15 protein-coding genes are annotated in these 15,005 nt (G+C 58.1%); 8 read left to right on the forward strand and 7 right to left on the reverse strand.

Annotated features, from left to right (window positions below):
• Positions 1–18: 18 nt before the first annotated feature.
• The gene (locus ABRP84_RS10150) at positions 19–609 is read right to left on the reverse strand and encodes a nucleosidase (protein WP_349853640.1); all 591 of its coding nucleotides are present in this window, start codon (positions 607–609) and stop codon (positions 19–21) included.
• 219 nt (positions 610–828) lie between these two features.
• On the opposite strand from ABRP84_RS10150, the gene ABRP84_RS10155 reads away from it, so the two are divergent.
• Together ABRP84_RS10155 and ABRP84_RS10160 are read left to right on the forward strand one after the other, a co-directional pair.
• Positions 829–1,491 (forward strand): hypothetical protein, encoded by a 663-nt coding sequence (locus ABRP84_RS10155; protein WP_349853642.1) that lies wholly within the window; start codon positions 829–831, stop codon positions 1,489–1,491.
• Between the two features lie 160 nt (positions 1,492–1,651).
• The gene (locus ABRP84_RS10160) at positions 1,652–2,326 is read left to right on the forward strand and encodes a hypothetical protein (RefSeq protein ID WP_023024149.1); all 675 of its coding nucleotides are present in this window, start codon (positions 1,652–1,654) and stop codon (positions 2,324–2,326) included.
• Positions 2,327–2,467: 141 nt separating this feature from the next.
• Here ABRP84_RS10160 and ABRP84_RS10165 read toward each other — a convergent pair whose 3' ends face one another.
• From ABRP84_RS10165 to ABRP84_RS10175, 3 genes are read right to left on the reverse strand one after another with little or no spacing between them, the layout of a single operon-like run.
• Entirely contained in the window at positions 2,468–3,751 is a 1,284-nt protein-coding gene (locus ABRP84_RS10165) for a sulfate adenylyltransferase subunit 1 (protein WP_349853644.1), read from the reverse strand.
• On the reverse strand, positions 3,751–4,650 hold the full coding sequence (gene cysD / locus ABRP84_RS10170) for a sulfate adenylyltransferase subunit CysD (protein WP_349853645.1): 900 nt from the start codon (positions 4,648–4,650) through the stop codon (positions 3,751–3,753). The genes ABRP84_RS10165 and cysD overlap by 1 nt, the downstream gene beginning before the upstream one ends.
• Positions 4,650–5,435 carry a phosphoadenylyl-sulfate reductase gene (locus ABRP84_RS10175; RefSeq protein ID WP_349853647.1) on the reverse strand — a complete coding sequence of 262 codons (786 nt, stop codon included), beginning with the start codon at positions 5,433–5,435 and terminating at the stop codon, positions 4,650–4,652. Before ABRP84_RS10175 ends, cysD begins: the two co-directional genes overlap by 1 nt.
• Positions 5,436–5,607: 172 nt before the next feature.
• Between ABRP84_RS10175 and ABRP84_RS10180 the strand changes: the two genes are divergently transcribed.
• From ABRP84_RS10180 to ABRP84_RS10190, 3 genes are all read left to right on the forward strand, one after another.
• Positions 5,608–6,024 (forward strand): methylenetetrahydrofolate--tRNA-(uracil-5-)-methyltransferase, encoded by a 417-nt coding sequence (locus tag ABRP84_RS10180; RefSeq protein ID WP_349853648.1) that lies wholly within the window; start codon positions 5,608–5,610, stop codon positions 6,022–6,024.
• Positions 6,025–6,149: 125 nt separating this feature from the next.
• Positions 6,150–7,892, forward strand: a complete 1,743-nt coding sequence (locus ABRP84_RS10185; RefSeq protein WP_349853649.1) for an ABC transporter ATP-binding protein — start codon at positions 6,150–6,152, stop codon at positions 7,890–7,892.
• Complete coding sequence (locus ABRP84_RS10190; RefSeq protein ID WP_349853650.1) at positions 7,892–9,856, forward strand: ABC transporter ATP-binding protein; 1,965 nt, start codon at positions 7,892–7,894, stop codon at positions 9,854–9,856. Before ABRP84_RS10185 ends, ABRP84_RS10190 begins: the two co-directional genes overlap by 1 nt.
• Positions 9,857–9,874: 18 nt before the next feature.
• On the opposite strand, the gene ABRP84_RS10195 is transcribed toward ABRP84_RS10190, so the two are convergent.
• The 3 genes from ABRP84_RS10195 to ABRP84_RS10205 form a co-directional block, all read right to left on the reverse strand.
• Complete coding sequence (locus ABRP84_RS10195) at positions 9,875–10,402, reverse strand: hypothetical protein (RefSeq protein WP_239269257.1); 528 nt, start codon at positions 10,400–10,402, stop codon at positions 9,875–9,877.
• Positions 10,403–10,500: 98 nt separating this feature from the next.
• Positions 10,501–11,268, reverse strand: a complete 768-nt coding sequence (locus tag ABRP84_RS10200; protein ID WP_349853651.1) for a DUF6114 domain-containing protein — start codon at positions 11,266–11,268, stop codon at positions 10,501–10,503.
• Positions 11,258–11,698: a DUF6230 family protein gene (locus ABRP84_RS10205; protein WP_232208551.1), complete on the reverse strand. Its 441-nt coding sequence runs from the start codon at positions 11,696–11,698 to the stop codon at positions 11,258–11,260. The genes ABRP84_RS10200 and ABRP84_RS10205 overlap by 11 nt, the downstream gene beginning before the upstream one ends.
• On the opposite strand from ABRP84_RS10205, the gene ABRP84_RS10210 reads away from it, so the two are divergent.
• The 3 genes from ABRP84_RS10210 to ABRP84_RS10220 all read left to right on the forward strand — a co-directional run bounded on the left by ABRP84_RS10210 (position 11,697) and on the right by ABRP84_RS10220 (position 14,988).
• Entirely contained in the window at positions 11,697–11,873 is a 177-nt protein-coding gene (locus tag ABRP84_RS10210; RefSeq protein ID WP_349853653.1) for a hypothetical protein, read from the forward strand. The genes ABRP84_RS10205 and ABRP84_RS10210 overlap by 2 nt on opposite strands.
• Before the next feature lie 373 nt (positions 11,874–12,246).
• Positions 12,247–13,323 (forward strand): oxygenase MpaB family protein, encoded by a 1,077-nt coding sequence (locus tag ABRP84_RS10215; RefSeq protein WP_239269260.1) that lies wholly within the window; start codon positions 12,247–12,249, stop codon positions 13,321–13,323.
• Between the two features lie 78 nt (positions 13,324–13,401).
• Positions 13,402–14,988: a succinic semialdehyde dehydrogenase gene (locus ABRP84_RS10220; RefSeq protein ID WP_349853654.1), complete on the forward strand. Its 1,587-nt coding sequence runs from the start codon at positions 13,402–13,404 to the stop codon at positions 14,986–14,988.
• The last annotated feature ends 17 nt before the right edge of the window (positions 14,989–15,005 follow it).

Here is a 15,005-nt window from a genome sequence, read left to right on the forward strand (position 1 = left end):
AGGCGACGGAGGCATCGGCTAGCGCAAGAAGCCTAAATCGGCTGCGGCAGCGGCAAGCTGGCGGGCGCTGCGGTCCAAGACGCCAGCCCAGGTGCCCATCGATTCCTCATTAGCGGAATCGGACACCTGCTTCAGCAGCGTGCAAGGCACACCAAAGCGCTGGCAGGTAGCGGCAATAGAATAGCCCTCCATATCGCATAGCTGGGACTTTTTCACCAGCTCATTGCGCAATGCGGTAGTAGAGACAAACATGTCACCGGTGGCCAACCCGCGTGCCGGAAGCTCGCCGGAGGTCTCCAGCTCAATGAATTCTGGCAGGAGGTAACGGCTGATATCGGTCAGCACTTCTAGCTTGAAATCGTGCTTGGTCACTTTATTGATCTCGAAGACGCCATCCATGCCATCGACAAGCGCGCCTGCCGTACCAATATTGACCACGCGTTCAGGCAAAGCATCGTTTGCGCGGGCCTCTGCCAATACCTCGGTCAGGGAAATCGCGGCTGGAACCGTGCCGATTCCGGTAATGAGCAGCGCTTCGCCGTCTGGAATGTGCGCAGCTTCGGCGTCCACGGCCGCCACGAATAGTGTTCGTCCAGATAAGTTTTCCATGTCTGCGACAATACCTACACTCCACGTGGTCGCTGGACTCGCCTGCATAGATGCTTATCCTTCCGCGCCGCTGGGAGCACTGTGGTCGGCTGCGCCCGAATTAAAGAATTCCTACGACAAGCCCCGAATGTCCCAGCTATGGTTTAGGGAAAGCCCTTTCCCGTATCCCCACTCTTTTCTCCAGCTTAAACTGCCCTTTAGTTTTAAGGAATCTTTCTCGTGAGCAAGAACAATTCTTCGCAAGAACCAGAATCATCCCCCGCCGCAGATGCAAGTCCGTCGCCGGACGCTGGGCCGCGCGCCGCAGCCCAGGAAGGCACCGAAAAAGGTAAAGGCAAGAGGGGCGTGATGATCACCATCGCCATCATCGCTGTTATTGCCTTGGTGGCGGGAGTGACCTTTTCCTTTAATAGACCGGCAAGCTCCACCAATGAAGCCGCGGAGCCCGCATTTTCTGATTTACAAGAATCCTCCCCTAAGAATGCACCCGGTTCCGAGGAAGATGAATCCACCGACACTGCGGACGACCCTGCGCCTCAAAAGCAAGAAGAGGCTGCGCCTAACAAGCAGAAGGATGGGGCTTCCACGAAGGAAGAATCGAAAGAAAAGAGCATATCCACGGAAGAAAAATGTGGCAGTTACTACGGGGAAGCGATTGGCCAACTCCATCGGCCCATCCAGTTACATTGCGATGACAGCTGGCTTTATGTGGCCGAATCCGGCACCTCGCATTTCTCGCTCTTTCAGTGGAGTGGCAACGGCTGGAATAGGATGCGGCCGGATGGCATGATCCATCCAGCGGAAATTGCCTGCTATACCCGGGGCTACCTGGAGGAAGAAAATGTGCCAGAAGATCTTATTGAGGAAATTGAGCCGTGCTAGTAAGAATCTACCTAGTTACTAGGGCGTACCTACCGTACTAAAACCCGACTTTTTAAATGGTCCTAAGGCAATGGATGGATATAGTATGGCGCGACTTCATTAATTCTCATCAAGTTTTCTACTCAATCCTCCAACCGAAGCATGCAAAGGAGCTCCCTCGTTGACTAATAATTCTTTGGGTCAGCCGGATCCCTCTCAGCACCAATCGTGGAATTCCTCTTCCCCCACCGGAGATTCCACAGGTGATGGTGGAAAAAATGGCAAGGCCGCACGCTTGGCGATGATCGTCCTCGCAATCATTGCCATCATCGCAATCACCGCCGGTGTCACGTGGGCGCTCACGAATAACAGCGACTCTGCTGATTCCACTGACGTCGACGCCTTTGTCCCCGTCACCACGTCTCAAGAGGAAACCGAATACGCCGAAGGTCCTTCCCCTGAGGCTGCGCAGACCGGTAAGGAGGATGAGGACGCGGCCGCAGAGAAACCTGAACCTGCGACGGAGACGACAACGGAGACCCAGATCCGCTCCGATCAATCCACCGGAAATGATCAATGCGATGGCCGCTACATCATGATCGTCGAGTCTGCCATCATTCCTGTGGGCGAAGATCCGTCAGCAGAGACGCAACGCGTGCAAAACAAATACCCGGGTTCCAAGATTCTTTCCGGCAATGCCTGTAGTTCTCTCCGCGGCCAAGTCGACGGAGGCACGGCCTATGCGATCTACTTCGATGCCGGCCACAGCGTGGACAAAGTCTGCGAACTCAAGGCGACGTACGGCGGCAACGCCCGATCCCTAAATAACAACGCAGACTTCAGCGATCCCTGTTAAGAAGGGCTTCTGCCTTTTCGGCGATGGTCCTGATGAAGCGCGCACCACATATGTCTACAGCTACCGCGTTCTCCTCGGATTCGCCCTAGCATCGAGCGAATCGCGGTTGCTGTAGACATCTGTGCGCTTGGTACATGAGTCTTAGCGCAGGCGGTGGCCAACGAAGCCGGCGGCCAGGGTATTGCCGGAGGATTGGTCAATGAGCAGGAAGTTTCCCACGGCGCCGCGGGCGGCGTAATCCTCCACGGGCAGTTCGGCCTGGGTCTGGATGGTGATGCGGGCGATATCGTTCATGACAACGGCCTCGGGATCATCCACGTCAGATACGCCATCGAGATCCAAGGTGCGGGCAAGGGCAGCGATGCGGGCCTTGACCAAGGAGGATCCGTAGCGCAGCTTTACCATCTGGCCAGGTTTCAGGTCTTTTTCGGTAAGTCCTACCACCGTGGCATCGAATTCCCGGGTGGCCGGGGGACGCTGAGCGCCGGCGAGGAGATCGCCGCGGGTGAGATCGACGTCATCGGCAAGCAGCAGCGTCACAGAATCACCGGCGGCGGCCAAGGAGGCAGGACCATCGGCGGTATCGATCTGGGTGACGGTGCTGGTGCGGCCTTCGGGGAGGTGCACCTCGTCGCCCACGGCGATGGACCCGGCTTTCACGCGGCCAGCGTAGCCGCGGTAATCGGTGGCGTGCTCGCGGATGACGTACTGGATGGGAAAGCGAAAGTCCAGCTCATCGGCGCGGCCAGTAGCGACGGGAATGGTCTCAAGGACCTCGAGGACCGTGGGGCCGGTGTACCAGTCCATGGTGGTAGAGCGCTCGACCACGTTATCGCCCTTGAGCGCGGAAATGGGCACGACGGTGGTATCAGTAATGTCCAGGCGCTGCGCAATCTTATGGAATTCGGCCTCGATATCGCGGAAGACCTGCTCGTCATAGTCCACGAGGTCGATCTTGTTGACAGCGAGGACGACGTGGCGCACGCCCAAGAGCGCGGCCACGTTGAGGTGGCGGCGGGTTTGTTCGACGACGCCGTGGCGTGCATCGATGAGCAGCACCACTACCTGCGAGGTGGACATGCCGGTAACCGTATTGCGGGTGTACTGCACGTGGCCTGGGGTATCGGCGAGGATGAAGGTGCGCTTATCGGTGGCGAAGTAGCGGTAGGCCACGTCGATGGTGATGCCTTGTTCGCGCTCGGCACGCAGGCCATCGACAAGCAGGGAAAGATCCATGCCATCGAAACCGCGATCGGAGGAAGAGCGCTCCATGGACTCGACCTGGTCCGCGAGCACGGACTTGGTGTCATAGAGCAGGCGGCCGACGAAGGTGGATTTGCCGTCATCAACGGAGCCAGCGGTGCATAAGCGCAGGGTATCGCGCTGTTTGAGGGCGCCGACATTCGGCTCGAGGGTAGTCGTCATCAGAAGTAGCCTTCCTTCTTGCGGTCTTCCATGGCGGATTCGGAAAGTTTGTCATCGGCGCGGGTGGCGCCGCGCTCAGACAGGGTGGAAATGGAAATTTCCGCGAGCACCTCATCGGGGCTGGATGCGGTGGAGTCAACGGCACCGGTGCAGGACATATCGCCGACGGTGCGGTAGCGCACGGTGCGGGTCTCTAGCTGCTCATCGCCTTTCGGCCCACCCCATTCACCCGGGGAAAGCCACATGCCGCCGCGGTTGAAGACCTCGCGCTGGTGCGAGTAATAAATGGACGGCAGCTCGAGCCCGCGCGCGCCGATGTATTCCCAAATATCGGATTCGGTCCAGTTAGAAATGGGAAAGACGCGCACGTTTTCGCCGGCCATCTTGCCGCCGTTGTACAGGTCCCACAGCTCGGGGCGCTGGCGGCGCGGGTCCCAGCCACCGAAGGAATCGCGGATGGAAAAGATGCGTTCCTTGGCGCGGGCGCGCTCCTCATCGCGGCGGGCCCCACCCAGCACGGCGTCGTACTCGCGCTTGGCGATGGTCTCTACCAGCGGCACCGACTGCAGCGGGTTGCGCGTTCCATCGGGCCGTTCCTGCAGTTCGCCGATATCGATCCAGTCTTGAACGTGGGCGACGTGGAGGCGGGCACCGGATTCTGCGACCAAGTCATCGCGGAATTTGATGACCTCGGGGAAGTTATGGCCGGTATCCACATGGAGCAATTCAAATGGCACCGTGGCCGGGGCGAAGGCGCGGCGGGCCAGTTCGAAGACGACGACGGAGTCCTTGCCGCCGGAAAAGAGGATGCCTACCTTATCGAATTGCCCGGCCACCTCGCGCAGGATGTGGATGGATTCATTTTCTAGGTCTTGTAGGTGTGGGGAAAGTGTGCTCATTATTCGTGTAACCCGCATTCTGTCTTGCCATCTCCAAATACTCGCCCGGAGCGGGCGTCTTCACCATCGCCGACCGGAAAGGTCAACGGCGCATCGCCGATGGACCGGTATCCCTGCAGGGTCAGCGGGTGGATGATGAGGTCATTATCTGCGATGTACTGATCGGTATCGTCCAAGTTCCAAGTGATAATCGGCGAAATCTTTAACCGCCCAGTGCGGTCCAGGCTGAGCGCCGGGGCGTGGGCGCGGTGCTCGGAATCGGCCCGGCGCAGGCCCGTGACCCATCCGGCATAAGGGTCCATGGCCATGTTCAACGGCTCCACCTTGCGCATGCGGTTATACGCGGCAGTATCGCGCGCGTACAGGCGCGGGCCGTAGACCTCGTCTTGTTCTTCGGGGCTCAGCAGCGGCAGCACGCGGACAAGGGGGAGATCCGGGTAGCGCTTATCCACCTCTTCGGCCACTTGGAGGGTTTCTGGAAAGTGCCAGCCGGTATCAATGAAGAGGAGATCCGCTGCGAGCCCGGCGCGGTGGGAGAGCTCTGCCAGCACGGTATTTTCCATGGACATGGTGACCGCAAGCCGGCCAGGGGCGTGCTCGGCGGCCCACTCGGTGATGTTTTCTGCGGATTCGTAGGCGAGCTTATCCGCCCACTTGTCCACTAGCTGTTCATTGCGCGCGGCCACGTCAGTGGAAAGCGGCGCGGTATCGCGCGTGCCTTCGGGCGAGATGTGGGGATCGCGAAAGGACTTTCCGCCATCCAGCAAGTTCGTCGTTGAGTTCATGAGCTCACACACTAGGCAACCCCGGTAGCTCACGCAGCACGTTTTTCCGGAAACGGCGCTGAGCTTGGCCGAAGGGAAGAATAAAATGTTTTATTTCTGAACCAAGCTGACTAGATTTATAGACAATGTAGTCTATCGCGGGCCGACTGAATTCGCCCGAGGAGGAACTTTTATGCAGCGTGTTGCCATCATTGGAGAAGGTCATGCCGCCTTATCCACCGCGGAAAGGCTCCTGAGCGCCGGCATGTGCGTAGACCTCATCTCAGAAAAAACTGCACCGTTCGGTCTACTTCGTCGGTTCGCGGGGCTTGCCGGGGTGCTCGAGGAGGCCGTGCCGCACGAGTGCGCACCGGGTACTACTCCGCGGCTGCGCCTGCTGGGAAACGTGCGCGTGGGAGTAGACGGCGATATCACCCATAACGAGGTCCACCAGTTGGCCGCCCACGGTGACCGCGAGCTCATCGTCATGGAATTAAAGGCCCGTGGCATTCCCGTCACCACGTGGGAGGGACTGTGCACGCCAATCACGGATTTTGAGGACTGGACCAGCGTCATCGCTCAGGCACAGCTGGCACACGTCTTGGTCTAGATTCGGCCTTGCGGGCAGGTATCGAACGGGCAGGTACTAAAAACTAAATATCGTTCGACCCACGTGCGCCAACCAGATATACTTGCGCGGCTAACCCCTATCAATCCCGAAAGAAGCGCAGGTTTATGGATCTAGTCCGAATCCTCTTCACCCGCTCGGCGCCTTATACACCCTACGTAATAGCGGTACTTATCCTGCAGGCGCTGTCCACCGCGGCGACCCTGTATCTGCCCTCCTTGAACGCCAAGATCATTGATGACGGCGTATCTAAAGGCGATATCGACTATATCTGGCGCACCGGCGGAATCATGCTCATCGTGGCCTTTGTCCAAGTCATTACCGCCATCGGCGCGGTGTGGTGCGGAAGCCGCACCGCTATGGGTGTGGGCCGGGATCTGCGCAGCGAGGTCTTCCGCAAGGTCACCACCTTCTCCGCAGAAGATATGAGCGAGTTCGGCACGCCCACGCTTATTACCCGTGGCACAAATGACGTGCAGCAGGTGCAGATGGTCTACATGATGATGCTGAACTTCATGGTCACCGCACCCATCATGTCCATCGGCGGTATCATCATGGCCATCCGCGAGGACGCCGGCATGTCTTGGCTAGTGTGGGTCTCTGTCGCGGTACTGCTGGGCACCATCTCCGTTATCATCGCGCGGCTTATGCCGCTTTTTAGATCCATGCAAGACAAATTGGACGCCATCAACGGCACCCTGCGCGAGCAAATCACCGGTATCCGCGTCGTGCGCGCCTTTGTGCGCGAGGCCTATGAAACTGAGCGCTTTACCAAGGCGAATAAGAATATTACCCAGCTATCGCTGAAAATCGGCCAGCTTTTCGTGCTCATGTTCCCGCTTATCACCATCATCTTGAACGTGGCGACGGGCGCCGTGCTGTGGTTTGGTGGCCAGCGCGTGGATGCCAGGCTTGTCGATGTCGGCGGGCTGACCGCCTTCCTGCAATACCTGCTGCAAATCCTCGCCGCGGTCATGATGGGTACGTTTATGGCGATGATGCTCCCGCGCGCCATCGCCTGTGCCCGCCGCATCACCGGGGTCTTAAACCACGAGCCATCCATTACCCCGCCGAAAGATACCGTCGCCCCAGCCACCAATTCTGGCACCGTGGAATTTCGCAATGTCAGCTTCTCCTACGCAGGTGCAGATGCCCCAGTGCTAGAGGATATTTCCTTTACCGCCACCCCCGGAACCACCACCGCGATCATTGGTTCTACCGGCGCGGGCAAGACCACGCTGCTCTCCCTCATCCCGCGCCTGTACGTTCCGAGCGAGGGCGAGGTGCTGATCGATGCCACCCCTACCACCTCCCTCTCCCGCCCGGACATCGTCAGCCGCGTCTCGCTCGTGCCGCAAAAGGCTTACCTCTTTAGCGGCACGGTGGCATCCAACCTGCGGTTGGGCCGCCCCGAGGCCACAGACGATGAACTATGGGAGGCGCTGCGCGTGGCGCAGGCGGACTTCGTCGATGACCTGGACATACCTATCGCACAGGGCGGTACCAATGTATCGGGCGGGCAGCGCCAGCGCCTGTCCATCGCCCGCATGCTCGTGGCCCAGCCGCGCATTTATCTCTTTGATGATTCCTTTTCCGCGCTGGATGTGGTCACGGATGCCAATGTGCGCGCTGCCATGCACCAGTCTTTTGCCCAGCGCGGCGAGGCCGTCACCACCATCATCGTGGCCCAGCGCGTGGCATCCATCCAAGATGCTGATCAGATTTTGGTCATCGATGCAGGACGGATCGTCGCCCGCGGCACCCACGCGCAGTTACTGAAATCCTCGGGCGTGTACCAGGAAATCGTTGAATCCCAAGAAACCGCTGGAGTAGCTGGAGGAGAGCACTAATGGCCAAGGACACCACACACAACTCCTCCGCTGAGGACGCCGAGCTCCAGGAGCTTGAGGCCAAGGTCGCCGCCGATGAATGGTCCGGTTCCGCGCCCCGCCAAGCCAAGAATTTCTGGCCTTCTGCCAAGCGCTTGCTACTACTTCTCATGCCCTATAAACGGCTGCTAGCGGTAGTGGCAGCGATGAATGTCGTCTGCGTCTTCCTCGCGGTCTTCGCGCCCAAGGTCTTGGGCGATGCCATGGACGTCATTTTCTCCGGCGTTATCTCTCGCGAGCTGCCGGCTGACATCTCGGCGCAGCAAGCCATCGACGGCATGCGTGCCCAGGGCCAGGATCAGGTGGCCGATATGGCCTCAGGCATGGATTTCACTCCCGGCGAGGGCATCGACTTTACCCGCTTGGGCACGCTTATCATCGCGGTGATCGCGATGTACATCGTCTCTGCCGGCTTCCAGCTCTGGCAGGGGCTCATCTTAAACCGCCTGACCATCGACACGGTCTACGAGCTGCGCCAGCGCGTGGAGGCCAAGGTGCATGCGCTGCCGTTGAATTACTTCGATTCCCACCAGCGCGGCGATATCCTCTCGCGCACCACCAATGACATCGACAATGTGCAACAGGCCCTCCAGCAGGCGCTCTCCCAGCTGTTTTATAACATCCTGATGATCCTGGGCATCACCGTGATGATGTTTAGCATCTCTTGGCAGCTAGCCCTATTGGCGCTCTTGGCGCTGCCGCTAACTGGGCTGATCATCGGGGTCATTGGCGGGCGCTCGCAGCGCCAATTCAAAACCCAGTGGCGCGCTACCGGCCAGCTCAATGGCCAGGTGGAAGAGTCCTTCTCCGGCCACGATCTGGGCATCGTCTTTGGCCGCACTGAGGATATGACGCGCCAATTTGATGAGCGCAATGACGAGCTCTTCCGCTCCTCCGCGCTGGCGCAATTCCTCTCCGGCATCATGATGCCCATCATGCAGTTCGTGTCCTACTTGTCTTATGTGGCCATCGCCGTCCTGGGCGGCCTGCGCGTGGCGCACGGGCAGATGACCTTGGGCCAGGCCACCGCCTTTATCCAGTACTCCCGCGAATTTAACCAGCCGCTGGGCCAATTGGGCGGCATGATGCAACAGGTGCAATCCGGCGTGGCCTCTGCCGAGCGCGTCTTCGAGTTCCTCGATGCAGAAGAGCAATCGTTGGAGAGCACCAGCGATGAGCTACCCGGCCGGGCCCGCGGCCGCGTAGAGTTCCAGGACGTTGACTTTTCCTATTCGCCGGAAAAGGAACTTATTACCGGGCTCAACCTGCGCGTGGAGCCGGGGCAAACCGCGGCGATCGTAGGCCCTACCGGCGCGGGCAAGACCACCATGGTCAATCTGCTCATGCGCTTTTATGACATCGATTCTGGGCGCATTCTTATCGATGGCCACGATACCGCTCACATGCCCCGCACCGCCCTGCGCTCCCAAGTGGGTATGGTGCTACAAGATGCCGTCCTCTTTGAGGGCACCATCATGGACAATATCCGCTACGGCCGGCTCGATGCCACGGACGATGAGGTCATCGCCGCGGCCAAGGCCACCTACGTCGATCGCTTCGTGCACTCCCTGCCGGAGGGCTATGACACCGTCATCGACCAAGATGGAGGCGCCATCTCCGCCGGTGAGCGCCAGCTGATTACCATCGCTCGCGCCTTTTTGGCCCAGCCCGCATTGCTCATCTTGGATGAGGCCACCTCGTCCGTGGATACCCGCACCGAGGTGCTTGTCCAAGAGGCCATGAATGCCCTGCGCGCAGAGCGCACCTCCTTCGTCATCGCCCACCGCCTATCCACCATCCGGGATGCTGATCTGATCTTGGTGATGGAAAACGGGGGCATCGTCGAGCAAGGCTCGCACGAAGAACTGCTGCGCGCCCAGGGCGCTTATTGGCGCCTGCACCAATCGCAGTTCAACGAGGCTTAAGGGGGAGCCGCTGCGTGGTTACTGCACGTTGAGCTGGACCTGCGGGGCATGCAAATTAGCGCCCTGCAGGTTGACCAGCTCCATGGTGACATCTTGCAGCGAAATGTGCTCCATCAAAACGTTTGGGATAGGAGCATCGGGCACCACGTGCGGGTCAGGAACGCCCAATTGATCAAGCACCGCGTTGAGATCGCCGTTGGATAGATCGACGTTTACCGGAATGGTGGGGTGATCCACCACTGCAGGCGTTGTCTGCAGTCCAGTGGTCAGGACGGTGACCGGCCCGTCCGTGACGGTGGTTTCCACGTCACCAGTGGTTAGCTTGCCTTGTCCCATAGCTGCGGGCAGGGTCAACGCGAGGTTACGCGCCGCCAACTTATCACCTACGAGCTTCAGTGCTCGTTGTTCACCCTGTGCGGTAGGCACAGTGATGAGCGAGGCGCTTACGTTTCCAGTCAGGGTGACATTATCAGCAGTCACCGTGCTGAGTTCAGATTGCGCTAAGGCCAAGCCTTCCTGCGCACGGGTTTCCTCAGGTTGGTTCACCGCACACACCGCTGTAAAAGCGCAGAGCACTGCGAGCGCACTACCTTTTACCACACGAGCGGAGCGACGACGCGGTAGTGAGCTCAGCCTGAATAGCTTCATGCTGAAACCGCCAGTTCTTTGGCCTGGGACTTTTTCTTCTTCTTGCGCTTCTTAGGAGACTTCTGGCGATCCTGTGGCTGCCAAGCAAATGCGAGCGCACCACCGATAATGCCCAAAAGGCTGCCTATAACGAAGCCACCCAGGTTGGTGGTGGGAAGCGCGACGATCGCTACCAAGATGGCTAAAACACCCAGGTAAGACGACGTCTCCTGCCTAAACCAAGATCCTAGGCCGAACATGATAAGTGCCGCACCAATAAGAAGCGTCGAAACGCCCGACACCGTGGAAATCATGACCAGCAGATCAGAAATGCGCACAGTAATATAGGCCGGCGCAGCGATGGCGATGCCGGACAAGATAAGCAACAAGCCACCCGCGAACGGACGACGCTTGCGCCAGTGTTTAAACCGCTTCCACCAGCTCTCTTTAGGGGCCACTCTGGTTACGGCTTTGTCATTCTTGTTATTCGCTGCGGAATCCTGCGGTTCATTAGCACCTTTGACCGCATCCGCTACCGACTGCGATGTGTTCTCTCCATCGCTTTCCGCTGTGGCCGTGGCTTCAGCACCAGCATCAGCGGTGTCCTCGGCCTTCGTCTCCGAAGCACTAGCATGATCGGCGCCAATGGCGGCCTCGCCAGCGGTATTTCCGGCCGACTCCTGGGAGGAATCTTGTGCGCTGCGTGCAGCTTCGCCGTTATCGGTATCGGTTTCGGTCACCGCAGGCATGCGCAAAGTCTCATCATCAGAAGACTTAGCAGCCATTGTTGTTGCTTCCCCTCTTCACCGTCACATTCACACCAGAGGCAGCGAGCCTTTCTGCTCCCACCGAGGTCGTACGAATATCATCCGCGCTCAGGGTCACCTTCTGCGCGTACAATCCCCACGAACCTGGATCTGCCTTGTCATTGACCTGGCTGGCGTCAACACCCACGTTGGCGTTCGTCAGATCGAGCTGACCCTTAATGTCGGTAGCACCAACCAAGAGGTTTTCTACCTCCACACTGTCATCACCATTCGCGCGAAGAGCGAAGGTGGTCTCGCCAATCCCCGGGACATCAGGAAGATTGGCAGACAGGCACAAGTTGGAAGCCACGGCGTGCTCAAACTTCAAGCGCGCGGCCGGGATGGTTTCCTCTCCCATCTTGTCCCTATCAACGAAGATCGACAATCCCTCACCCTCTAGGTGGCTCATGTTCACCTTAAAGAAGGTTCCTGAAAGTGCGATATTAGCGGTCAAGCCACCTTGGGCTACCGCAAAACCTGTTACACCAAAAGCCGCAAGCCCGGCAGCCAGTGCGGTTGCAAACTTTGGAATGCTAATCCTGCCCATGAAGGAACCTTTCTGTGGAATTGAAAAGGCGGGGTAGCAGCCTGTTTTAGCGGCATCCCCCGTCTACGGTGAATTTTCAGCCCACTCTTTACCGCGGCCAGAGGTACACAAGCCGACGATGAGTATTAGACCTACGCAATCCACTGATTAAATGAGCTTGAACACACGTTAACACTACCTGAGACACGTCACACAAATAGGGGTGCAATTAAATACGCCCGCAACGGTGTAGCCCAAGTCATATGTTTAATGAAGATTATCGCACCCCCTGCCGTTGTCAACTTCCGATCCCCCACTAAACCTGCAGCGCACATCGTTGCACCCCCAAATTTGTGCGCCATGTAATAGGTGCGCACCGGTGTGTGTTACGCTACACAACCATCAGATTTTATCGACTAAGGAGGGTCGAATTGTCCAACTCACTGAAACCCGAAAATGCACAGGCAAACGAAGAAAATACCCACATTGATTCCTCTCAGTCCGGTGCAGAAGAAGTAAACGCTCAGGACAAGAAGGAAGAAAAGCGCGAACTGCGGCGCGCTCCTTTGGGCCCGGATTCCCTGTTGTGGAAGTGGGGCTCGGACAACCGCCTGCAGCTGCTGCGCGGTTACACCGGCATTTTGCAGAATATGCACCCAGCGATTGGTCAGTCCCTTTTGGACCACTCGAAGTTCTTCGACGAACCTTTCGCCCGTCTGCAGCGCTCTACGCCGCAGATTATTCAGTCCATCTACGATGATGGGGACATCGGTGAGCGTATCCGCGACTACCACGTCACCATTAAGGGCACGCTGCAAAATGGCGAGCGTTACCATTCCCTGAACCCAGAGACCTACTACTGGGCACACGCTACCTTCGTCTACCGCGTTATCTACGCCCAAGATCTCTTCGGTACTCCGTTCACCAAGGAAGAGCGCGACCAGATCGTTCGCGAGGGCGTGACTTGGTGGGACAAGTACGGCATGTCTGAGCGTCCGGTCATTGATAACTACGATGACTTGATCAAGTACATGGATGACATGGCAGACACCGTGCTCGAGCGCAACCAGACCGTTGACTTCGCACTGCGCACCGCACGCGTAGAGCCGGTCAAGGCTCCGGAAGGCGTTCCAGAGGCCGTATGGAAGGTTATCTGGAAGCCCATTATGCGCAGCGCCATCTGGTTGACTGTGGCTACCCTGCCGCAGAAGTACCGCGACATCTTGGATCTGAAGTGGACCAAGCGCGACCAAAAGCGCTTCGACCGCATCGCCAAGTCCGTTCGCTTCATCATGGACCACCTCCCAGAGGACAAGCGCTACATGGAGCCTGGTCGTTCCTTGATGATCAAGAACGGCATGATTGAGGGCAAGTACAAGGAGCCGAAGAAGATCCAAGGCTACAACGCCGCCCAAGCTAAGGACTCTGCTGCCACCGCGGAATCTACCGACAAGCCGGATTCCGATGATGCAGTAGCCGCACGCCGTGCTGCCGGCTGCCCGTTCTAAAACACACCGGCTTCCCAATTGTTCGTGAGCTTTTTAGCTCACGAACCTTTTCATTGATCTTTCTGGAGCGTGCATTACATGTCTTTACCACGCCGTCTACAAGAACGGCCCTTGCCACAGCATTTACTGACTGAGCTACAACATCTCACCACTAACTACTCCACTGGTTCGCTGGATAAAGGCGAACACCAAGCGGTCCATTCCCCCCTATTCGAAGAAGAATTAGGATGGGTTGGAGTAGGTTCCGAAGAAGACGTAGATGAGGCTTTCCGCCGTTCGCGTCAGGCCCAAAAGGCCTGGGCCGACACCGACGTTAAGCAGCGCGTAAAGGTAATGAAGCGCTTCCACCACCTCGTGGCTAAACACCGCGAGCTGCTGGCGGATTTCATCCAACTGGAAACCGGCAAGGACCGCACGGCCGCTTTTGATGAGGTACTCGATGTACTAAATAACGCGCGTTATTACTCAAATAATGCGCCAAAGCTACTGGCCACTCAGAAGCAGCCGGGCGCATTTCCGCTCATCACCAAAACTCACTTGCAGCGAGTTCCTAAGGGCGTTGTGGGGCAAATCAGCCCGTGGAACTACCCATTAGCATTGGGCATCTCCGATGCCGTTGCGGCACTACTTGCCGGCAATGGCGTTGTGGCCAAGCCCGATGGATCCACCCCATTTTCTAACCTGATTTCCCTCTACCTCTTGAAGGAAGCAGGACTGCCGAAGGATCTGCTGCAGATCGTTACCGGCTCCGGCCGAGTTGTCGGCTCCGCCATCTCCGAACGCTGCGATTACCTGATGTTTACCGGTTCCACCAAGACCGGCAAGATTTTGGGCACCACCGTAGGCGAGCGCCTCGTTGGATACTCCGCAGAACTGGGCGGCAAGAACCCAATGATCATCGCGCCGGATGCGGACATCGACAAGTATATTGACACCATCGCTACCGCCTGCTTTTCCAATTCAGGCCAGCTGTGCGTGTCGATTGAACGCATCTACGTGCCCGATGCCATCTTCGATCAATTCATTACCGCATTCCGCCGGGCAACCGAGTCCATCAAACTTGGTTCCGGTTTGAACTGGGACTACACGATGGGTTCTCTCATCGGCCAGAACCAATTGGATGTGGTGCAGCACTTCGTCGATGATGCGGTAGAAAAGGGTGCCACCGTTATTACCGGCGGCAAGCCCCGGCCGGATATTGGCCCCTACCACTTTGAACCCACGGTTCTCACTGATTTGGGTGAAGGCACCGAGCTTGCCGAGCAAGAGGTCTTTGGCCCAGTGGTGTATGTGCAACGCGTGCGCGATGTTAAAGAGGCCATCGAGCAGGCAAATAAATTGCCCTACGGCCTGAACTCCTCTGTATTCGGCCAACCCGAGACCGCGCAGGGCATCGCCGAGAAAATCGATGCTGGCAGCGTGACCATCAATGATGGCTACGCCTCCACGTGGGCCTCGATTTCCACCCCGCTGGGTGGCGTCAAGGAGTCCGGCGTTGGCCGCCGCCATGGCCACGAGGGGCTGACCAAATATACGGAAGCGAAGAATATTTCCTCGCAAAGGATCATGCCGATGCGCGGGCCAAGTTGGCTTCCCAATAAGTATTACGGCACCCTGCTGAGCTCCGCGTTGCGCTTAGGAAAGGCCTTGCGCTTCCTCCCCTAAGCACTGCGCAGCATAAC

This window comes from Corynebacterium sp. KPL2861, assembly GCF_040225475.1.
Lineage (GTDB): Bacteria > Actinomycetota > Actinomycetes > Mycobacteriales > Mycobacteriaceae > Corynebacterium.